Genomic DNA, 21,203 nt, shown 5'->3' on the forward strand with positions numbered 1-21,203 from the left:
TCATGAACATCGCCCGGCTCGCGCATTTCGGTTTCCTGACCCTGCCGGATTATTCGATGATCGCGGTGACCAGCGCGATCGAGGCGTTGCGCATGGCCAACCGCTGCGCCGGCCGCACCATTTACAGCTGGACAGTCTACGGTCTGGATGACACGCCGGTTGCCGCCAGCAACGGCATGACCATGGCGCCCACCGCAGCGCTCGATCAGGCGAGCCGCGCCGCCCCGCCGGATCTGCTGTTTGTCTGCGGCGGGGTCGATGTCCGCAGCGTGGTCGGCCGGCCGCTGCTCGCCGCCCTGCGCCGCGCCGCGCGCGATGGCGTGCCGCTCGGCGCGTTGTGCACCGGCACCTTCGCGCTCGCCGAGGCCGGCCTGCTCGATAGCTACCGCTGTGCCGTGCACTGGGAAGATGCTGCATCGATGCGCGATGCGTTTCCCGCGATCGAACTGGTCAATGAATTATTCGTGCTCGACCGCAACCGCCTGACCTGCACCGGCGGCATCGGCCCGCTCGACATGATGCTCTATTTGATCGAGGCGAAGCTCGGCCGCGTGGTGGCCGAGCACGTCGCGGTCACCTTTATTCTCGATCGCATCCGCACCAGCGGCGAGCGTCAGCCGATCGCAGCCCAGGACCGCGCCCGCTCCGACCAGCCGACCCTCGCGCGCGCCATGGCGATGATCGAGGATCAGATCAACGAACCGCCGAAACTGACCGATATTGCAGCGCGCCTCGGAATTTCCCTGCGCCAGTTGCAGCGCCTGTTTCGCGCGCATCTGGGTGAAAGCCCGGCAAGTTTCATCAAGGCGCTGCGACTGCAGCGCGCGCAGGCCATGTTGCAGGCGCGCGAAATGCCGGTGACGGAGGTGGCCATGGCGTGCGGCTTCGGCTCGAGTGCGTATTTCGCCAGCGCCTATCGGGCGCATTTCGGCTATTCACCGCGCGCGGAACGCCAGTTGCGCGCCATCGCTGCCGTGTCGCGCAGCGCCATGCGCCTGTCATGAGCGCCAGTACCGAAGCGCTGTTCCGCCCGCTCACGCTGCGCGGCCTGACCATCCGCAACCGGCTGATGAGCACCAGCCACGCGCCGGGCTACGGGCGCGACGGCAAGCCGCAGGAGCGCTATCAGCTCTACCACGCCGAAAAAGCCAAGGGCGGCATCGGCCTGACCATGTTCGGCGGCTCATCCTCGGTATCGCTCGACAGTCCGGCCGCGCCTTGGAATCAGGTTTCGGTCGCCGATGACAGCGTGATCCCCTATTTCCAGCAATTCGCCGATCGGGTGCACGCGCACGGCGCGGCGCTGATGATCCAGCTGACGCACATGGGCCGCCGCACGCGCTGGGACACCGAGCACTGGCTGCCCACCATCTCCGCCTCGCCGTTGCGCGAACCCGCCAGCCGCTCGATCCCGCGCGAAATGAGCCAGGACGATATCGACCGCGTGGTGCACGATTTCGCTCAGGCCGCCCGGCGCGCGCGCGAAGGCGGGCTGGATGGCTGCGAAATCTCGGCGGCCCACGGCCATCTGGTCGATCAATTCTGGTCCCCCTCAGTCAACCGCCGCACCGATGGCTATGGCGGGTCCCTGCTCAACCGCATGCGCTTCGGCTTCGAAGTCCTGGCGGCGATGCGCGCGGCCGCCGGCGATGATTTCGTGATCGGCATGCGCATGTCGGGCGATGAATTGTTCGATGAAGGGCTGAGCGGCGAGGATTGCGTCACCATCGCCGCCGAGCACGCCAGGCGCGGCCTGGTCGATTTCGTGAACGTGATGGGCGGCCAGGCGCGCGACCATATGGCGCACGCCGTCTCGCTGCCCAACATGGCGTTTCCGGTCGCGCCGTTCCTGTATCTCGCGAGTGCGATCCGGCGCGAGGTCGAGGTGCCGGTGTTCCACGCCCAGCGCATCACCGATTTCGCAACCGCCGCGCGCGCCGTGGCCGAAGGCCATGTCGATATGGTGGCAATGACGCGGGCACACATCGCGGACCCCTATATCGGGCGCAAGCTGCTGGAAGGCCGCGCGGACGACATCCGCCAGTGCGTCGGCGCCGGCTATTGCATCGACCGGATCTATACCGGGGCCGATGCGCTGTGCATCCAGAACGCCGCGACCGGGCGGGAAGCGACCATGCCGCACGTCATCGTGAAGGCGGCCACCCTGCTGCGCGTCGTGGTGGTCGGCGGCGGGCCGGCCGGGCTTGAAGCCGCCCGCGTCTGTGCCGAGCGCGGCCATCACGTCGTGCTGTTCGAGCGGGAGGCCACGCTGGGCGGGCAGATCAACATCGCCGCCAAGGCCGGCTGGCGCGAGGCGTTGTCCGGCATTCCGCGCTGGCTGGCGGCACAGGTGCGCAAGCTGGGCGTCGATATCAGGCTGGGCGTCGCCGCGGATGCCGCGCTGGTATTGGCCGAACGGCCGGACATCGTCGTGGTGGCAACCGGCGGGGCCGCAAACCCGGGGCTGATGCCGGGGGCCGATCTGGTCACCACCACCCAGGCCGTACTGCGCCAGGGCATGGACCTGAGCGGTTCCGTGCTGCTGTACGATGCCATGGGCCAGCACAATGCGGTATCGTGCGCGGAATACCTCGCAACCAGGGGCGCGCTGGTCGAACTCGCCACACCGGACCGCATGGCGGCTGAGGAAGTCGGCACCACCAACCAGCCGGTGCATCTGCGCAACATGTACAAGCTCGGCGTCATCGTGACACCGAACCTCGATATCGTCGCGGTCCGGCGCGAGGCCAACCGGCTGGTGGCCGTGCTGCGCAACACGATGGACATGGTCGAGGAGGAGCGCGTGATCGATCACGTCGTGGTCGATTTCGGCACGCTGCCGGTCGATGCGGTGTTCACCGATCTGAAAGACGGCGCGGTCAATCGCGGCCAGACCGATGCGGCGGCGCTGATCGCGGGCCAGCCCCAGCCGCATCGGGGTGAGTCAGGCTATCGGCTGTACCGGATCGGCGATGCCGCGGCAGGGCGCAACATCCACGCCGCCATCTACGACGCGCTTCGCCTGTGTAAGGATTTCTGATGGCGTTCGGCGCTCTGGTCCTGCTGGCATGGCTGCTGCTGGCCGGCGTCGCGATCCAGGCGGCGCGGCTGGGGCTGCTGTGGCGGCACGGTGCCGGCGCATCGGTCGATTGGCTGGGCGGGTTGCGCGCCCTGCCCCGGCGCTATCTGGTCGATGTTCATGCGGTGGTCGCGCGCAAACCGGCGAGCTCCGTCATGCATCAGGCAATCGCCGGCGGCCTGCTGGCCGCAACCGCGCTGCTGCTGCTGGCCGCAATCCCCGCCCTGTTCGCGGCGGCGCTCTACTGGCTGCTGATCGCGCTCGCCTTCGCGGTCGCCCTGTTCGGCGCGGTGCTGGTGCGGCGGCGGCGGGTGCCGGTGCGGCCCGCGTCGCTCTCCGCCGGCGCATTTCTCACCCTGCCCACCTATCTCGGTGCCTATGCGGCGGGCGGGCTGATCGCCACATCGCTGCCGGGCGTGGCAGGGCTGCTCGGCGTGGCGGTGGCCGCGTTCGGCGGCATCGGGCTGGTCGCACAGATCACCGGCGGGCCGATGCGCCATGCCGTCGCCGGCGCGCTGCATCTTGCCGCACACCCGCGCCCCGCCCGCTTTGCCGGCAGCGCGGCGAGCGGTCTGGCGCCCCTCGACCTCGATGCCACCCGTCTCGGTGTCGGCACGATCGATGATTTCGCCTGGAACCGGCTCCTCGGCTTCGATGCCTGTATCCAGTGCGGCCGGTGCGAAGAGGCATGCCCCGCCTTCGCCGCCGGCCAGCCGCTCAACCCCAAGGCGCTGATCCAGGATTTCTGCGCGGCGAACCGCAAGGACGGAGCCACCTACGCCGGCAGCCCCCACCCCGGCATCGCATCACCCGGCCCGGTGCTCGGCGTGCTCCACGGCGAAACGCTGTGGTCCTGCACCACCTGCCGCGCCTGCGTCGCCGCCTGCCCGATGATGATCGAACATGTCGACGCGGTGATCGATATCCGCCGCAACCTCACGCTCGAGCACGGCGCCGCACCCGGCAAGGCCGATGCCGCCCTGGCCGCCCTGCGCTACGCCGGCAACACCGGCGGGTTCGCGCCCACACAGCGGCTCGATTTCGCGGCAGGGCTGAAACTGCGCGTGCTCGCACCAGGCGAGGCAGTCGATACGCTCCTCTGGCTGGGTGATGGCGCGTTCGACCGGCGCTATGGCGCAACCCTGCGCGCCCTGATCGGCATCATGCGCGCGGCCGGGCTCGATTTCGCGGTGCTGGGTCCAGCCGAGCGCGACTGCGGCGACCTCGCGCGCCGTCTGGGCGACGAAGCCGGCTTCGCCCGTCTGGCCCGGGCCAACGTCGCGCTGCTCGGCACGATACGCTTCACCCGCATCGTCACCGCCGATCCCCACGCGCTGCACGTACTACGCCAGGAATATCAAGCGTTCGGCGGGCACTACACCGTGGTCCACCACACCGCGCTGATCGATGAACTGATCACCGCCAACCGCATCACCCTCGGACCGGCCTCCGATACCGTCATCACCTACCACGACCCCTGCTACCTCGGCCGCTACAATCGCGAGACAGCCGCGCCACGCCGGGTGCTGGCGCACCTCACCGGCCGGGCGGTCGAAATGGCCCGCGCGCGCGAGGCCTCGTTCTGCTGCGGCGGCGGCGGCGGCGCGCCGGTCACCGATATTCCGGGCAAACAGCGCATCCCCGATCTGCGGATGGAACAGGCGCGCGAAACCGGCGCCTCCATGGTCGCGGTCGCCTGCCCCGGCTGCACCGCCATGCTCGAAGGCGTCGTCGGCCCGCGGCCGCTGGTGCGCGATATCGCCGAACTGGTGCACGAGGCGCTGCAATGATCCGGCGCGATCCCCGCGCCGAACGCGACGCCATGGTGGTCTCGCGCACGCCCCGGCTGCGGCTCGATCGGACGCACCGGGGCGGCACGCTCCTCGCCCCGGCCGGTGCACCCGTCACCGCCCCCACGCCCATCCACATCGCCGAACCCACATTCCTTGAGTTCGCCGTCATCGAAGCCGCAGGCGGTGCGCTCAACCGGCACGATCGCCAGGTGATCGGCGCCGCACGCACGCTCGCAGGACGCGATGCGGCGGTGGTCGTGCTCACGCCCCCTCTGGCCGCCCAGGCGCCCGATGCCATCGGCACCGCCGGCGGCGACCGCACGATCACGCTTCCTACCCCCACCTACGACCCCGAACGCAATGCACAGCTCATCGCCCAGGCCATCATCGATCACGCCCCCCGCCACGTCGTCTTCCCGGAATCTGCCGATGGCGGCGATCTCGCCCGCCGCGTCGCCGCCCTGACCGACGCCGTTCTGTTCGCCGGGGCCGAAAGCCTCACCCCAACCCAGGTCATCCGCCCGGCCCAGGCCGGGCGCGTCGAGCTGCGCGCCACCCCACCGCGCCTGATCAGCATCGCGCCGGATCGCATCGCCCCCTATCACGGCACGCCCCACGCCGCCGATCCGCTGCCGGCGCCCGATGTTGCCGCCACGCCAGGCGGCATCCGCGCCGCTACCACCCTCGCGGTCGATGCCGCGACCATCCCGCTCGATCAGGCGCCCCTGGTCATCGCCGCCGGCAACGGCGTGACCGATTTTGCTGGCTTTCTCGACCTCGCCCGCGCCCTCGGCGCAACCCCGGGCGCGAGCCGCGTGGTCTGCGACGCCGGTGCCCTGCCCCGCGCCCTGCAGGTCGGCGCTTCCGGCACCGTGCTCAATGCCGAATGCTACATCGCCCTCGGTATCTCCGGCGCGCCGCAACACCTCCAAGGCATCGGCACGGTCGAACACATCGTCGCCATCAACACCGACCTCCACGCCGCTATCATCGCCCGCGCCGGCCTCGCCATCATCGCCGATGCCCAGGACGTGATGCAGGCCCTGCGCGCCATGCTATGAACATCATCGTCCTGCTCTCCGCCGGGCGCGACCCCCACGCCGGCACGCCACGGCCCGTGCCGGTCGAACTGCAAGCCATCGCCCTCGCTCTCCGCCTTGCACCCGCCACCACAATCACCGGCCTGCACGCAGGTGAACCCGACCCGTCAGTGCTCGATGCCCTCGGCCACGGCCTCACCACACTCACCCTGCTGCTCACCAACCCCGCCAATGATCCCCTCGCCGCGCTCGCCGCCGAAATCGACCGGGCCCGCCCCGATCTGGTCCTGGCCGGCCGGCGCGGCCGCGGCGGCACAGACTCCGGACTGCTGCCCTACCGGCTGGCCCGGGCCCGCGCCATGCCGATCGCAGCCGACGCCATCGCCATCGAACCCGACGGCAACGATCTCGCCATCCTCCAGTCGCTGCCCCGCGGCGCCCGCCGGCGCCTCACCCTCGCCCGGCCCGCCATCGTCACAATCCACGAAGCCGCCCCGCCCGCGCGCGCCTTCGCCTACCGCGCTAGGCGCAACGGCACCATCCACGAAAAACCCGGCATCCCCGCCCCCAGCCCCACCGACAATCACGAAATCCGCCCCTACCGCCAACGCCCCCGCCTGATCGCCGAAACCACCCAACCCACCACCGCCGGCCACCTCATGCTCGCCCCCACCCCCGAAACCGCCGCTGCCGCTGTGCTCGCGTATGTCGAACAATTCCGGAGGCGGTGAGGGTGAGGTTGAGGTAAGCAAGGCCAAGGGGCTCTGCCCCCTGGACCCCCGTTAAAGGCGGAGCCTTTAAAATCCATTAGTTTTAGGCAAGGGGAGGGCGACACAGGCCAGATCGACGGAACCACCGAGGCAGCGCCCTCCCCTTGCCTAAAACTAGCGGGTTCTAAGGGCTCCGCCCTTAGTGGGGGGTTCGGGGGGCAAAGCCCCCTGATCTTGCTTTCTTCCGCCTCACCCGCACCACCCCCGGCATCAGTTCGGCTTACGCGGGGCCAGTGCCAGGGACAGTTCGCGCAGGCGGGTGGCGTCGACCGGGGCGGGTGCGCCCATCATGAGGTCTTGGCCTTGTTGGTTGAGGGGGAAGGTGATGACTTCGCGCAGGTTGGGTTCATCGGCGAGCAGCATGACCATGCGATCGATGCCTGGTGCGGCGCCGCCGTGGGGTGGGGCGCCGTAGCGGAAGGCGTTGAGCATGCCGCCGAACTGGGCTTCGACGATTTCGGGTCCGTAGCCGGCGATTTCGAAGGCGCGCAGCATGATTTCGGGTTTATGGTTACGGATGGCGCCGGAGCAGAGTTCGACGCCGTTGACCACGATATCGTACTGGAATGCCTTGATGGTCAGCGGGTCGCGGGTATTGAGGGCTTCGAGTCCGCCTTGGGGCATCGAGAACGGGTTATGGCTGAAGGCGATCTGTTTGGTATCTTCGTCCATTTCGAACATCGGGAAATCGACGATCCAGCAGAATTTGAAACTATCGTTGCTGATCAGGCCGAGGTCGTTGCCGAGTTTGGTGCGCACGCTGCCGGCAAATTTCGCGGCGGTATCGCGCGGGCCGGCGGCGAAGAAGACGGCGTCGCCCGCTTGGGCGCCCACGGCGGTGCGGATGGCTTCGGCGCGCGTGGGTTCGAGGTTTTTCGCGATCGGGCCTTTGGCGCCGTCCGCCTCGAAAATGATGTAGCCGAGCCCGCCGGCGCCTTCGATGCGGGCCCAATCGTTGAGTTTGTCGAAAAAGCTGCGCGGGTTGCCTCCGGCACCGGGTGCGGGGATCGCGCGCACGACGCCGCCGCCCGCGACAATTTTGGCGAACAGGCCGAAGCCGGACTCGCGGAAGGCGTCGGTTACGTCGGCGATTTTCAGCGGGTTGCGCAGGTCGGGCTTGTCCGAGCCGTAGGTGAGCAGTGCGTCGTCATAGGCGATGCGCGGAAACGGCCAGTCGCTGACGGTTTTGCCGCCGCTGAATTCCTTGAACAGCCCGCCGAGCACGGGTTCGATCGTGGCGAACACTTCCTCCTGATCGACGAAGCTCATTTCGAAATCGAGCTGGTAGAATTCGCCGGGGGCGCGATCGGCGCGGCTGGCCTCATCGCGAAAGCAGGGCGCGATCTGGAAATAGCGGTCGAACCCGGCGACCATCAGCAATTGCTTGAACTGCTGGGGTGCCTGGGGCAGGGCGTAGAACTGGCCGGGGTGCAGGCGCGAGGGCACCAGAAAGTCGCGCGCTCCTTCGGGTGAAGACGCGGTGAGGATGGGGGTGGTGAATTCGGTAAAGCCGCGCGCGGTCATTTCCCGGCGTAGCCAGGTCACCACATTGGCGCGCAGCATGATGTTGCGGTGCAGTTTCTCGCGCCGCAGATCGAGGAAGCGGTAGCGCAGGCGCAGGTCTTCGGGGAACTGGGCATCGCCCGCCACCTGGATCGGCAGCACATCGGCGGCGGATTGCACCACGAAATCCTCGACCCGTAGTTCGATTTCACCGGTCGGCAGCCGTGGATTGACCGTGGCCGCGTCGCGCGCGACCACCGTACCAGTCACCGTGATCACGCTTTCGACGCGGGTGGCTTCCGCGCGTTCGAACACGGCGGAGCCGTTCGGGATCACACATTGGGTAATGCCGAAATGATCGCGCAGATCGATGAACAGCAGCCCGCCGTGGTCGCGCTTGACGTTGACCCAGCCGGACAGGCGGGCGGTGCTGCCGGCATCGGCCGCGCGCAGGGCGCCGCAGGTATGGGTGCGATATTCGTGCATCGGGGACCAGTCCTGAATGAAATCAGGGGCAAATGGACGTCGTGGGTCTTTCCTGTCAAGACAGGGCGTGGCACTCCGTTATGATGAAGCCGCACGTCAAATTCGCCGACCCCGTCCTGATCACCACCAGCGAAGCCTTGGCCGCCCTGTGCGAACGCCTGGCCGCGGAGCCGTATGTGACGGTCGATACCGAATTCATGCGCGAGCGGACCTATTACCCCGAATTATGCGTGATCCAGCTCGGCGGCATCAGTGATGTCGCGGTGATCGACGCGCAGGCCCCCAACCTCGATCTGGCGCCGCTCGGCGCGCTGTTCGCGAACAGAAGTGTGGTCAAGGTGTTTCATGCCTGCCGGCAGGATGTCGAGATTTTCCTGCTGAAATTCGGCGCGGTGCCGACGCCGATTTTCGATACGCAGGTGGCCGCAATGGTTGCCGGGTTCGGCGATCAGGTGGGGTATGACACGCTGGTATCCTCGCTGGCGGGCGGCAGCATCGACAAGGCGCGCCGGTTTTCCGACTGGCAGGCCCGCCCGCTGTCACCCGCGCAGGTCACCTATGCCGCAGCCGATGTCACGTGGCTGCGCCTGGTGTACGAGGCGTTGCGCGACCGCCTGGTGCGCGAGGGCCGGCTCGATTGGGTCGCCGAGGAAGCCGCCATTCTGAACGAGCCCGGCACCTACCGCACCGACCCGGCCGATGCCTGGCGGCGGTTGAAGCTGCGGGGTGCCAACCGCCGGCAACTCGCGCTCGTGCAGGCGATCGCGGCGTGGCGCGAGCGTGAGGCCATGCGCATCAACATTCCGCGTCAGCGCGTCATCAAGGATGAACAGATCCCCGAACTCGCCGCCCTTGCGCCGGGCGATGCCGAGGGGCTGACCCGGGTCCGCGGCATCACCCGCGGCTTCGCCGAGGGTAAAGCGGGCACGGCCCTGCTCGGCGTGATCGCCGCGGCCAAGGCGCTGCCGGAGCGTGACCTGCCGCAGTTGCCGCGCGCGAACGACACCATCAAGCCGTCGCCCGCGCTGGTTGCCCTGTTGAAAGTGCTGCTCGCCGAGCGCGCCAACGCCAATCACGTCGCGGCGCGGCTGATCGCCTCGGGCGATGATATCGATGCGCTGGCCGGCGAGGATGCGCCCAATCTGCCCTGCCTGGCCGGCTGGCGGGCGGATGTGTTCGGCACCGATGCCTTGCGGCTGAAGGCGGGCAAGATCGCTCTGGCTGCAAAAGGACGCCGGGTTGAGGTGGTGGAGTTGGCCGGGTAGGACGCCGCGCCGGACCGGCAAAGTATCAGTTTACGCCTTTATTCTATATTTCGATCTTTTCCCGAAAAGTATAAATTTTGGCTTGGACACACGTGTGCTAACCGCTAGTCTTGTTGCATAGCGTTACAGTCTAATTTCTGAAAGCGAATTTGAGCATGGATGGGCCTCCGCTCGTGGAGCCAGGCGCGGTTATCGGACGCGCCGCCGATTGTGAGACTCGCGCCCCGGATGAGATCATGGCTGTCATCACGCCGCTGTGGCGGCGTGAATTCGGCCGGAAGGGCCAGGATGTGTCCGCCCATGTGTTGCACATTTCGGTTGGTATCGGGCGTATCACACGGTTTATCGATGCGGTGGAGGCGGAACTCGGTGTGCGAATTCCACCGACCGCGCTGATGCGGCTGGGTACCATGACCGCGTTGTCGGCAGCGATCGCGCACGGCGCGTTTCCGCCCGCCTCACCCCTGGTCCTGCTGCGCGCCGGTCGGCAGGATGCCGCGCTCTACGTCGTGGCCGCCGGCACCGGTCTCGTGCTGGAACTATGCGAACTGGCGGCAGGCATCGATTTTGCCGGCCAGATCTGGGCGCTGCAATTGCCGGGGCTCGATGGCGAAGCCGCGCCGCTGACCTCGATCCCGGCGATGGCGCGCCTTTATGCCGATGCAATCCGGACCCGGCATGCGGGTTCCGGCGCGATCAATCTGATCGGCTATTCGTTCGGCGGTCTGGTCTGTGTCGAGCTCGCGCGGCTGCTGGTCGATGCGGCTTTGCCGATCGGCCTGGTCGGGCTGATCGACAGCGCGTGTTACGAAAAATACTGGCCTCGATCCGAATGGGTGCGGGTGGCCTGCCGGCGCGCCGCGCGGCGCCTCGGCGAAATGCGGCAGATGACGCCACCGGCCGCGCTGCGGCACCTCATGAGCCGTGCGGCGGCGCTGGGCCGGCACTTCGGCCGGCGGCTGAACCCAGCCGCCGGTGCCGCGAGTTTCACGCAATCGGCCTATTACGTCAGCGGGCTGGAGCCGAATTTACAGCGCGTGCGCGATGCGTCGATCATCGCCTACGAAAGCTACGATCCGGCGCCGATCGATCAGGCAATCGTCCTGTTCAAATCGCAACACGGCGACCAGCACGGTTGTGATCCGGTGCGAATCTGGCAGAGATTGGCGCGCTCGCTTCAAATCGTGCCAGTGCCCGGCTCGCATATCACGATGCTGCGGAAACCCTGCGTACAGGTACTGGCACGCCGGATTTCAGACCGCTTGCAATAGCAATCACGCCGGGCCGGAACAACGATACCGTCATCCCGGCCCGGTTTTCGATTACTGCACTTCCTGCGGGGGCGCCTGTTCTTCCTGATCGCCCTCGGGTTTCGGCAGCGCCGGCTTCGGCGCTTCCGCTATATCGAACGCGAGCGCCCCATCCCGGAAGCTGACCTTCACCGCACCACCGGCCACCAGCTTGCCGAACAGCAACTCCTCGGCCAGCGGTTTCTTGATCAGCTCCTGAATGACGCGGGCCAGCGGCCGTGCGCCATAGAGCGGGTCGTAGCCGCGCTCGGCCAGGAACTCCTTGGCGGCCGAGGAGAGCTCGATCGTCACATTGCGGTCGGCCAACTGGGCCTCGAGCTGCATGACGAATTTTTCGACGACCTGCGCCACGATTTCCGGCGTAAGGCCGGCGAACGGGATGATCGCGTCGAGACGGTTGCGGAACTCCGGCGTGAACATCCGCTTGATCGCTTCCTCATCCTCACCCACGCGCACCTCCCGGCCGAAGCCGATCGCGGCCTTGGCCATGTCGGCCGCACCGGCGTTGGTGGTCATGATCAGGATGACATTGCGGAAATCGACGTTCTTGCCATTGTGGTCGGTCAGCTTGCCGTGGTCCATCACCTGCAACAGGATATTGAACAGGTCCGGATGGGCCTTTTCGATTTCATCGAGCAGCAGCACGCAATGCGGATGCTGATCGATCGCATCGGTCAACATGCCGCCCTGATCGAACCCGACATAGCCCGGCGGCGCGCCGATCAGACGCGAGATCGAGTGGCGCTCCATATATTCCGACATGTCGAACCGTGTGAGCTCGATCCCCAGCGTGCTGGCCAACTGGCGGGCGACTTCGGTTTTGCCAACACCGGTCGGACCCGAAAACAGATAGCACCCAATCGGCTTTTCCGCATCGCGCAGCCCGGCACGCGCGAGCTTGATCGCGGCCGAAAGTGCAGAAATCGCGGCATCCTGCCCGAACACCATCGATTTCAGGTCCCGATCCAGCGTGCGCAGGGTCTCCTTATCATCGGCCGAGACCGATTTGGGGGGAATTCGCGCGATCTTGGCAACGATCTCCTCGACATCGCGCAGGGTAACGGTCTTGCGGCGCTTGTTTTCCGGCAGCAGCATCCGCGAGGCGCCAACCTCGTCGATCACGTCGATCGCCTTGTCCGGCAATTTGCGGTCATGGATATATTTTGCCGAAAGTTCGACCGAGGCGCGGATCGCATCGTCCGTGTAGCGCACTTTGTGGTGTTTCTCGTACACACCTTTCAGCCCGCGCAGAATCTTCACCGCATCGTCGATCGACGGTTCATTGACGTCGATCTTCTGGAAGCGCCGCACCAGCGCCCGATCCTTTTCGAAATAGGTCCGGAACTCCTTGTACGTGGTCGAGCCGATGCAGCGCAGCGCGCCGGACGACAGGGCCGGTTTGAGCAGGTTCGATGCATCCATCGCCCCGCCCGAAGTGGCACCGGCGCCGATCACGGTGTGGATCTCATCGATGAACAGCACCGCACCGGGCAGGGCTTCAAGCTCGGACACCACCGCCTTCAACCGTTCCTCGAAATCGCCGCGATAGCGCGTGCCGGCGAGCAGGGCGCCCATGTCGAGCGAATAGATGGTCGATTTGGCAAGCACTTCCGGCACATCGCCATCGACGATGCGCTTGGCCAGCCCCTCCGCGATCGCGGTCTTGCCCACGCCGGGGTCACCCACGAACAGCGGATTGTTTTTCGACCGGCGGCACAAAATCTGGATCGTGCGCTCGATTTCCGTCTCGCGGCCGATCAGCGGATCGATTTTGCCGGACTGCGCCTTCTTGTTCAGATTGACGCAGTAATTCGCCAGCGCATCCTGGCCGCGCTTGGGCTTCTGCTCGGCCTCGGCCTCGGTGTTCTCGGCGCTGCCGGCCGGCGTGCGCGGCACTGAACGGCCAGGCGATTTGGCGATGCCGTGGCTGATGAAATTCACCGCATCCAACCGTGTCATGTCCTGCGCCTGCAGGAAATACACGGCATGGCTCTCCCGCTCGGAGAACAGCGCGACCAGCACATTCGCCCCGGTCACCTCATCGCGGCCGGAGGACTGCACATGGATCGCGGCGCGCTGCACGACGCGCTGGAACCCGGCGGTCGGCTTCGGGTCACCTGCCCGATCGGTCGCAAGGCCGGCCAGATCCTTGTCGAGAAATTCGGTGCTCTCGCGCCGCAGCCGCTCGATATCGACACCGCAGGCGCGCAGCACCGTCAGCGCATCGGCATCATCGATCAGCCCGAGCAGTAGATGTTCGAGGGTGGCATATTCGTGGCGGCGCTCGGCGGCAAACGCCAGGGAGCGGTGCAGGGTTTGTTCGAGATTGCGAGACAGCATATTAAATCCACTCCTAGCCGGGCTTCCGGCGGGCGGCCCATGCCACCCTGGTCAAGCCCGATACGGCTCAGCCGCGAAATCGGTCGTCATGCGTAGGCTCGGTAGGCGCGACGTCTGCACGACACTATCATGACATGATATCGCACAAACCTTTCGCAATGATGACCAAAGTAGATCACCCCTGCAAAATTATCGGCCGCGGGACGATGGTCCATCGCCCTATTCTTTCTCGATCGTGCACTGCAGCGGATGCTGGCTCTGCCGCGCCAGATCCATCACCTGCGTCACCTTGGTCTCGGCGATTTCGTAGGTGAACACGCCGCACACGCCAACGCCGCGGCGGTGCACGTGCAGCATGATGCGGGTGGCTTCCTCACGGCTTTTCGAGAAAAACCGCTCGAGCACGTGAATCACGAACTCCATCGGCGTGTAGTCGTCGTTCAGCATCAGCACCTTGTACAGGGCCGGTTTGCGCGTCTTGGTGCGTGTCCGGGTTGCTACCCCGGTGCCCAATCCATTGCCAGTGCCACGACGATCAGAGCCAGACATCAACCTAATCTCAATTCTTATCCGATGCAGCATATCCACAGGTCGCCCGGATGGGAAAGCAAAATTTGCATCACGCGCGCGATTGTCAGCACGATTGTCCGTGAGCGGTGCCGCCCCGCCATCGCAATCGGCGCGTCAGAACTTCGCCGATACCGCAAGCGAGCCGTATTCATGGATACCGCCGATCTGACCGACATAGCGCCGCGTCTGAAAAACCTGGGTATAGCTCAACCGCACCCCGTGCCAGATGATCGCGACCCCGGCATCGAGCTGGCCGACCGCATGCGTCGGGTTGACCGCGCGGCTCGACTGGAAATCCGCCCCCGACAGAAATTCGTCATGCCCGACCAGCTTGCCCGCCACGCCGCCGAACACATACCACACGAAGGGTCGGGTCTGGCGATACGCATCCGACCCCGAAGGCCCCGGCCGCAGCAGCGGCGCGCCGAAATCGGCGTTCAGCCCCTCGCCGATCCGAAACGATACCCCGGGCTCCAGATACGCCTCGGTCGTACCGACCATGCCGGAGAGCTGCGGCAACGCATCCACCTCCAGCCCGTTGCCGAACCGCGCGACCCCGACGCGCCAGGTGCGCGCGGCCAGCACATCGAACGCCGGTTCCGACGGCAATTGATAGGCCCAGCCATGGGTGCCGCTCTGGCCGATGATCGAATGAAACCCGTTCTGCACAATCTCGGCACCGGCATCGCGCCCGACCACGCCGGCATCGAAACCCACCACGGTGCGCGACGTCTGCGTGTCCTGGATCAGTTCGAACGTCCCGAGCAGCGACCCCGCATACGGCTCGTCGTTCACCGGCGGGTCGATCGCCTGGGTCGCGGCGGGGGTGAAAATTTTCTGGGTCAGGCTGATGCTGATCCGCTGATCACCCGCCCCCAGCAGCGCGTGACCGAAACTGGCCACCGCATCCGGCAGCGCCCCCTCATGCGAGGTCCAGCCGATATGCAACCCGTTGACATAATACCGGTCGGTGAGGCTCTGTGTGCTGAGCGAGGCGTTTTCGTCCTGGATCGTCCAGGTCCCGCCTGGAAACCCCGCGCCCCCGCCCGCCGGCGCGGCTGTCGATTGCGCCTGCGCGACACCGGGCAGCGGGACGACACCAAGCAGCGGTGCGGCGCAAACAGCGATCAGAGCCAGTGACTTGGTCATACGGGTCGTCCTGAATGTCATGTCGGACGGCAGACGCCCGATCCTTGTGGTTCGCGCCCTGAATGTATGGCGCGCCGTGGCCGCGAGGCAAGATGGTTGTGCGGATTCCGCCACAGTGACGCCGAAATCCGCGCGCTTTTCGCATGGAACCTATGAGGAATAAATCCGTTTCAAACCCGGGATCGTAGCGTAAGTGATAGTTCGAAAGCGAAGTTAATTGAGCGTAACCAAACGCCCACCGACCCCTCGCTTCAGGAAGTTTTGGAAAACTGCCATGAGACGCTTAGCACTGACATCCACCATCCTCCTCGGCGCCCTCTGGGCCGCGCTCGGCGGCTTCGCGAGCGCCGCACAGGCACCCTCCCCCGTGGGTGACTGGCTGACCGGGCGCGGCGGCGCGGTGGTGCAGATTGCCCCCTGTGCCGACCAGCCCGGCCTGTGCGGCCATATCGTCGGCCTGATGCTCGATCACGGTGCGGCCATCCCGTCCGACTATCAGGGCCAGCCGCAATGCGGTTTCGAGCTGATCCGCCCCTCCGCCGAACACGGCAGCGCATGGCACGGCGGCATCGTCGATCCGCGCAACGGCAGCGAATATCACGCCGAGTTCCATGTCACCCGTGCCGGCGAGCTCGCGCTGCGCGGCTACATCGGCCTGCCGATCTTCGGGCAGACCCAGCACTGGATGCGTTACCAGGGCCCCGTGCCCCGCACCTGCCGCATCAATCAGGCGCAGATGGCGCAATCCAGCCAGGGTCAGACCCAGCGCAACGACTGAACGCCGGTTTCAGCTGCCCGCGCCCTCCCACCGGTGCCGGGCGCGGCAGCGGCGTTCCGGCATCCGCCCTGTCTCGTCATCTTGACAGGGGCGGCAGGGCCTCGCACCCTCAGGGTATCGCCACTCTGGGGAGAGAACCGTTTTGAGCACCAAGGCCATTCGTATTCACGCTCATGGCGGACCCGAGGTTCTGCGGTGGGATGACGTTCCCACGCCGGAGCCCGGTCCGGGCGAGGCGCTGATCCACCACGAAGCGATCGGGCTCAACTACATCGACATCTATTTCCGCATCGGCCTCTACAAAATCCCCCATCTGCCCGCCACGCTCGGCATGGAGGGTGCGGGGGTCGTCCGCGCGATCGGCGCCGGCGTGACCGAGGTTTCGATCGGCGACCGCGTTGCTTATGCCGGCGGCCCGATCGGCGCCTACGCAACCGAGCGGGTGATCGCGGCGGACCGTCTGGTGAAACTGCCGGACAGCATCGATTTCGCAACCGGTGCCGCCATGATGCTGCAAGGCATGACCGCCCAATATCTGCTGCGGCGGACCTATCGGGTGCAGCGCGGCGAAACCATCCTGGTCCACGCGGCGGCCGGCGGCGTCGGGCTGATCCTGTGCCAATGGGCCAAACAGATCGGCGCGACCGTGATCGGCGTGGTCTCCACCGAGCAGAAGGCCGAAATCGCCCGCGCCCACGGGGCCGACCATGTCGTGATCGGCCACGCCAATCTGGCGTCCGAGGTCAAGCGCCTGACCGATGGCGCCATGGTGCCGGTGGTCTATGATTCGGTCGGCAAGGACACGTTCACCCCCAGCCTCGACTCCCTCGCACCGCTGGGGCTGATGGTCAGCTACGGCAACGCCTCCGGCCCGGTGCCGCCGATCGATCTGAGCATGCTCGCCGCCAAAGGCAGCCTGTTCCTGACCCGCCCGACGCTTGCGACCTACACGGCCAGGCGCGAAGATCTGGTCGCCGTCGCCAATGATCTGTTCGACGTGGTGGCAAGCGGCGCCGTGAAGATCCGCGTCAACCAGACGTTTCCCCTCGCTGCGGCCGCGGCGGCGCAGGAAGCGCTGGAAGCACGGCGCACCACCGGCAGCACGGTCCTGATCCCCTGATCCTCCCATCACATATGTGTGTTTGCCACGGTGAGGCCATGTTTCTCAGGTCATATCGTGCAAGGGAAGAGTGGCGTTGCGAAATACGCTTGCCCTTCCGCCGTCTCGCCCTAAACTATTGTCTTGCCTGCCAGATCACTCATAGAACGTCCGACAAAAGGAGCCACCGATGACCGAAGATGCAAAGTTCAATGGCCGCCGCGCGCTGTTGAAGAAGGCCGCCGGCCTGTCCGCCGCGATCGCCGCCGCCGGCGTGGTCGCAACGCAGTCAGCCAAGGCCGCCGGCATGGCGCAGTCCGCCGTGCAGTACCAGGACAAACCCAAGGACGGTCACCAGTGCGATGGTTGCGCCCTGTACGTCCCCGGCGCCTCGGCGACCGCGAACGGCAAGTGCAAGGCCGTCGCCGGTTCGATCGCACCGACCGGCTGGTGCACGCTGTGGAGCCCGAAATCCTGATCGGGTTTCACTACCGCCCGGAGTGTTCAGAACGCTCCCGATAAAAAACGCCCGGTCCAGCAGGACCGGGCGTTTTGCCGTTCAGGCAACGCGATCGCGGATTACTTGCCGGTCTCGACCTGGCCGCGAATTTCGCCCGCCGGAAACTTCACGGTGTGCACGTTCACATAGGCCATGCCGTCGAGCAGAACCTTTGCCTGAGCAGCCGTGATCTTGGCGTGGCCGGTGATCGGGCTGGCATGCGGACCGCTGATCGGCACCAGCACCGGTGCGTTCTCACCCGGCTTCGCGGGACCATGGAAATGCGACATCGTCACTTTACTGCTCAGATGGCTGTAAACGATGTGCCAGTACAGCATGTGGCTCGTCGAGTTATAGTGGCCAGTCATCTTGCCCTTGCCCATCGAGCCGGTCACGGCGGCGCCGGGTGCCAGGGTCGCGTGCAGATAGGTCACCTTTGCCAGGGCAACGCCCGAGAAAGCGATGACGGCAGCAGCCGTTAACGGCATGATGCGGGTTGCGGATAGGCGCATAGTCGATCTCCCTTTGTAAACGGCACAGCGCCGCTCTGCGCATATGGGGTGGCTGATGTGGCCGCAAGAAGGCAATGCCGCGCGGGCGCGCCCCCGGTGCCCGTCGCCGCGCCCGACCGGCCCGTGCCATGGCGCCAAACCACCGGCACCGCCGGCACCGCGATGTCGCCATCGTTCAAGCAATTGCACCGATCATGCGCTTGCGTCCCGGCGGTTTGCGGCGCAGAGGCGGCTGATGCAGGACATTTCTTTCAGTGCCGATGCGCTCAAGGGCATCCGCCGCATGTTCATCCGCGATCTGGTGCTCGAGGCCGCCATCGGCGTCTACGCGCACGAGCATGGGCGCACCCAGCGGATCAGGATCAATCTCGATCTGGCGATCGAGGATCAAGCCTCACCCCCCGGCGGGCGGCAATTGTCGCGCCCCGGCGTCGGGCGGGACGATCTGGCCCGCGTGGTCGACTACGAGCAGATCGTGATCGCCACGCGCGCAACGGTGGCGTCCGGCCACGTCCAGCTGGTCGAAACCCTGGCGGAACGCCTCGCCGAACTCTGCCTCACGGACGCGCGGGTGATCGCGGCCCGGGTGATGGTCGAAAAGCTCGATGTGTTTCCCGATGCCGTCTCCGCCGGCGTCGAGATCGAGCGCCGCCGCACACCTTGACCTTCCCATGGTGGTAATCACCATGATACGGGCATGGCCCGATCCAGGGCGACAGGAGATCGATCATGGTTGAACTTCACGTCGGCGGCATGACCTGCGGCCATTGCGTCCGCGCGGTGACCGAGGCGGTGCACAGCGTGCTCGCGCAAACGCCCGTCGCGGTCGACCTGCGTACCGGTACCGTACGGATCGAGCAGGCGACGCCGGCCGATATCGCCGGCATCACTGCGGCAATCGCTGCGGAAGGCTACACCGTCACCTGAGCCGCCGCGCCTGACCGCAACCGGCCGTCGTATGCCGGACGGCCACCGGCCGTCGTATGCCGGACGGCCACCGGCCGTCGTATGATGGACGGCCAACGGCCGTCGTGTGATGGACGGCCACCGGCCGTCGGTTGCTCCGCGGCGAAGCTGTTTCTATACGTGCGCCAACCCCATCGCTCCGCTCAAGCGATCGCACCGGACAGGATCAGCCAATGGCCGCATACCAATACGTCTATGTCATGAAAGACCTCACCAAAGCCTTCCCCGGCGGGCGCGAGGTGTTCAAAGGCATCACCCTCTCGTTCCTGCCGGGCGTGAAGATCGGCGTGCTCGGCGTCAACGGCGCCGGTAAATCGACGCTGCTGAAAATCATGGCGGGAATCGAAAAGGAATTCGGCGGCGAAGCCTGGGCGGCCGAAGGTGCCACCATCGGCTATCTCTCGCAGGAGCCGCATCTCGAGCCGGACCTCACCGTGGGCGACAACGTCGCCCTTGCCTTCGCCGATCTGCGTGCGGCCCTGGCCCGGTTCAACGCGATTTCCGAGGAATTCGCCGAGCCGATGGACGACGACAAAATGAACGACCTGCTGGCCGAACAGGCCGCATTGCAGGAAAAAATCGACGCCCAGGATGGCTGGGAGCTCGACCGGCGGATCGATATCGCGCTCGATGCGCTGCGCTGCCCGCCGGCCGAAAGCCCGGTCACCAACCTGTCCGGCGGTGAGCGGCGGCGCGTCGCCCTCTGCCGGCTGCTGCTCGAAAAACCCGATCTGCTGCTGCTCGACGAACCAACCAACCATCTCGACGCGGAATCGGTCGCCTGGCTCGAAAAAACCCTGCGCGCCTACGCCGGCACCGTGATCGTGGTCACCCATGACCGGTATTTTCTCGAAAACGTCACCAACTGGATCCTCGAACTCGAGCGCGGCCGCGGCTACCCGTTCGAGGGCAACTACACCTCCTGGCTCGAACAGAAGCAAAAACGCCTCTCGCAGGAGGAAAAGGAAGAATCCGGCCGCCAGCGCGCGCTCAAGGAAGAACGCGAGTGGATCGGCGCCTCCCCCAAGGCCCGCCAGGCCAAAAACCAGGCGCGCATCACCCGCTACGAGGATATGCTCGCGAAATCGAACGAGCAGGTCGCCGGCGTCGCGGAAATCATCATCCCGCCCGGCCCGCGCCTCGGCGGCACCGTGATCGAGGCGGAAAACCTGCGCAAAGGCTTCGGCAACCACGTCCTGATCGACGGTCTCTCGTTCAAACTGCCGCCAGGCGGCATCGTCGGCGTCATCGGGCCGAACGGCGCGGGCAAGACCACGCTGTTCAAAATGATCACCGGCGCCGAACACCCGGACAGCGGCACCTTCAAAGTGGGCGAAACCGTCAGGCTCGGCTACGTCGATCAGTCACGCGACAGCCTCAACCCGGATAAATCGGTCTGGGAAGAAGTCTCGGGCGGCACCGATGTTATCACCCTCGGCAAACGCTCGGTCCCCTCACGCGCCTATGTCGGTGCCTTCAACTTCAAAGGCGCCGATCAGCAAAAGAAAGTCGGCATCCTCTCGGGCGGCGAACGCAACCGCGTCCACCTCGCCAAAATGCTCAAAGGCGAACACAACGTCATCTTGTTGGACGAGCCAACAAATGATCTTGATGTCGATACCTTGAGGGCCCTCGAAGACGCGCTGATGGAGTTCCCCGGCTGCGCCGTCATCATCTCGCATGACCGCTGGTTCCTCGATCGCCTCGCCACCCACATCCTCGCCTTTGAAGGCGATAGCCACGTCGAATGGTTCCAAGGTAATTTCCAGGCCTACGAAGAAGACAAACGCCGCCGACTAGGTGCAGACTCGACCGAACCGCACCGGATCAAGTATCGCCCGCTGACGCGCTGATGGGGACGGTCAGTGATGGGGCTTCGCCCCAAACCCCACCAAGGGGCTCCGCCCCTTGGAACCCCGCCAAAGGCGGAGCCTTTGGAATCCATTAGTTTTAGGATTGGGGAGGGCGCTGCTACGTATTCGCCGTCGCAACGCCGTGCCGCGCCCTCCCCAATCCTAAAACTCCGGGTTCTAAGGGCTCCGCC

At 66.0% G+C, this 21,203-nt stretch carries 18 protein-coding genes; 13 read left to right on the top strand and 5 right to left on the bottom strand.

Annotation, left to right across the window (positions count from 1 at the left end):
• Positions 1-2 precede the first annotated feature (2 nt).
• Genes AruPA_RS12420 through AruPA_RS12440 form a run of 5 tightly spaced genes read left to right on the top strand, consistent with a single transcriptional unit; the run spans position 3 to position 6,643 of the window.
• A complete protein-coding gene (locus AruPA_RS12420; protein ID WP_265637023.1) occupies positions 3-1,004 on the top strand; it encodes a GlxA family transcriptional regulator in 1,002 nt (333 codons plus the stop codon).
• Positions 1,001-3,040 (top strand): NADH:flavin oxidoreductase, encoded by a 2,040-nt coding sequence (locus AruPA_RS12425; RefSeq protein ID WP_265637024.1) that lies wholly within the window; start codon positions 1,001-1,003, stop codon positions 3,038-3,040. Before AruPA_RS12420 ends, AruPA_RS12425 begins: the two co-directional genes overlap by 4 nt.
• Positions 3,040-4,869, top strand: a complete 1,830-nt coding sequence (locus AruPA_RS12430; protein WP_265637025.1) for a DUF3483 domain-containing protein — start codon at positions 3,040-3,042, stop codon at positions 4,867-4,869. The genes AruPA_RS12425 and AruPA_RS12430 overlap by 1 nt, the downstream gene beginning before the upstream one ends.
• Positions 4,866-5,933: an electron transfer flavoprotein subunit alpha/FixB family protein gene (locus tag AruPA_RS12435; protein WP_265637026.1), complete on the top strand. Its 1,068-nt coding sequence runs from the start codon at positions 4,866-4,868 to the stop codon at positions 5,931-5,933. Before AruPA_RS12430 ends, AruPA_RS12435 begins: the two co-directional genes overlap by 4 nt.
• The gene (locus AruPA_RS12440) at positions 5,930-6,643 is read left to right on the top strand and encodes an electron transfer flavoprotein subunit beta (RefSeq protein ID WP_265637027.1); all 714 of its coding nucleotides are present in this window, start codon (positions 5,930-5,932) and stop codon (positions 6,641-6,643) included. The genes AruPA_RS12435 and AruPA_RS12440 overlap by 4 nt, the downstream gene beginning before the upstream one ends.
• 249 nt (positions 6,644-6,892) lie before the next feature.
• Here AruPA_RS12440 and aspS read toward each other — a convergent pair whose 3' ends face one another.
• The gene (gene aspS, locus AruPA_RS12445; protein ID WP_265637028.1) at positions 6,893-8,671 is read right to left on the bottom strand and encodes an aspartate--tRNA ligase; all 1,779 of its coding nucleotides are present in this window, start codon (positions 8,669-8,671) and stop codon (positions 6,893-6,895) included.
• A gap of 83 nt (positions 8,672-8,754) precedes the next feature.
• On the opposite strand from aspS, the gene rnd reads away from it, so the two are divergent.
• Both rnd and AruPA_RS12455 read left to right on the top strand, forming a co-directional pair.
• On the top strand, positions 8,755-9,936 hold the full coding sequence (gene rnd / locus AruPA_RS12450; protein ID WP_265637029.1) for a ribonuclease D: 1,182 nt from the start codon (positions 8,755-8,757) through the stop codon (positions 9,934-9,936).
• A gap of 236 nt (positions 9,937-10,172) precedes the next feature.
• On the top strand, positions 10,173-11,207 hold the full coding sequence (locus AruPA_RS12455; protein ID WP_265637030.1) for an alpha/beta fold hydrolase: 1,035 nt from the start codon (positions 10,173-10,175) through the stop codon (positions 11,205-11,207).
• Between the two features lie 51 nt (positions 11,208-11,258).
• Here AruPA_RS12455 and clpA read toward each other — a convergent pair whose 3' ends face one another.
• From clpA to AruPA_RS12470, 3 genes are all read right to left on the bottom strand, one after another.
• Positions 11,259-13,586 carry an ATP-dependent Clp protease ATP-binding subunit ClpA gene (clpA, locus tag AruPA_RS12460; RefSeq protein ID WP_265637031.1) on the bottom strand — a complete coding sequence of 776 codons (2,328 nt, stop codon included), beginning with the start codon at positions 13,584-13,586 and terminating at the stop codon, positions 11,259-11,261.
• Between the two features lie 219 nt (positions 13,587-13,805).
• Positions 13,806-14,135, bottom strand: coding sequence for an ATP-dependent Clp protease adapter ClpS (gene clpS / locus AruPA_RS12465; RefSeq protein ID WP_029311350.1), 330 nt, complete (start codon positions 14,133-14,135; stop codon positions 13,806-13,808).
• A gap of 135 nt (positions 14,136-14,270) precedes the next feature.
• A complete protein-coding gene (locus AruPA_RS12470; protein WP_265637032.1) occupies positions 14,271-15,305 on the bottom strand; it encodes a lipid A deacylase LpxR family protein in 1,035 nt (344 codons plus the stop codon).
• A 274-nt stretch (positions 15,306-15,579) separates the two neighbouring features.
• Here AruPA_RS12470 and AruPA_RS12475 point away from each other — a divergent pair, with 274 nt between their 5' ends.
• The 3 genes from AruPA_RS12475 to AruPA_RS12485 all read left to right on the top strand — a co-directional run bounded on the left by AruPA_RS12475 (position 15,580) and on the right by AruPA_RS12485 (position 17,660).
• Entirely contained in the window at positions 15,580-16,083 is a 504-nt protein-coding gene (locus AruPA_RS12475) for a DUF2147 domain-containing protein (RefSeq protein WP_265637033.1), read from the top strand.
• Positions 16,084-16,225: 142 nt separating this feature from the next.
• Entirely contained in the window at positions 16,226-17,203 is a 978-nt protein-coding gene (locus AruPA_RS12480) for a quinone oxidoreductase (protein WP_265637034.1), read from the top strand.
• 169 nt (positions 17,204-17,372) lie between these two features.
• Complete coding sequence (locus AruPA_RS12485; protein ID WP_265637035.1) at positions 17,373-17,660, top strand: high-potential iron-sulfur protein; 288 nt, start codon at positions 17,373-17,375, stop codon at positions 17,658-17,660.
• A 101-nt stretch (positions 17,661-17,761) separates the two neighbouring features.
• On the opposite strand, the gene AruPA_RS12490 is transcribed toward AruPA_RS12485, so the two are convergent.
• Complete coding sequence (locus tag AruPA_RS12490) at positions 17,762-18,193, bottom strand: CHRD domain-containing protein (protein WP_265637036.1); 432 nt, start codon at positions 18,191-18,193, stop codon at positions 17,762-17,764.
• Between the two features lie 235 nt (positions 18,194-18,428).
• On the opposite strand from AruPA_RS12490, the gene AruPA_RS12495 reads away from it, so the two are divergent.
• From AruPA_RS12495 to ettA, 3 genes are all read left to right on the top strand, one after another.
• Complete coding sequence (locus tag AruPA_RS12495) at positions 18,429-18,857, top strand: dihydroneopterin aldolase (RefSeq protein WP_265637037.1); 429 nt, start codon at positions 18,429-18,431, stop codon at positions 18,855-18,857.
• Positions 18,858-18,922: 65 nt separating this feature from the next.
• Positions 18,923-19,120 carry a heavy-metal-associated domain-containing protein gene (locus AruPA_RS12500; RefSeq protein WP_265637038.1) on the top strand — a complete coding sequence of 66 codons (198 nt, stop codon included), beginning with the start codon at positions 18,923-18,925 and terminating at the stop codon, positions 19,118-19,120.
• A gap of 212 nt (positions 19,121-19,332) precedes the next feature.
• Positions 19,333-21,012 (top strand): energy-dependent translational throttle protein EttA, encoded by a 1,680-nt coding sequence (ettA, locus tag AruPA_RS12505; protein ID WP_265637039.1) that lies wholly within the window; start codon positions 19,333-19,335, stop codon positions 21,010-21,012.
• The last annotated feature ends 191 nt before the right edge of the window (positions 21,013-21,203 follow it).

It is taken from the genome of Acidiphilium sp. PA, from assembly GCF_026191915.1.
Classification (GTDB): Bacteria; Pseudomonadota; Alphaproteobacteria; order Acetobacterales; family Acetobacteraceae; genus Acidiphilium.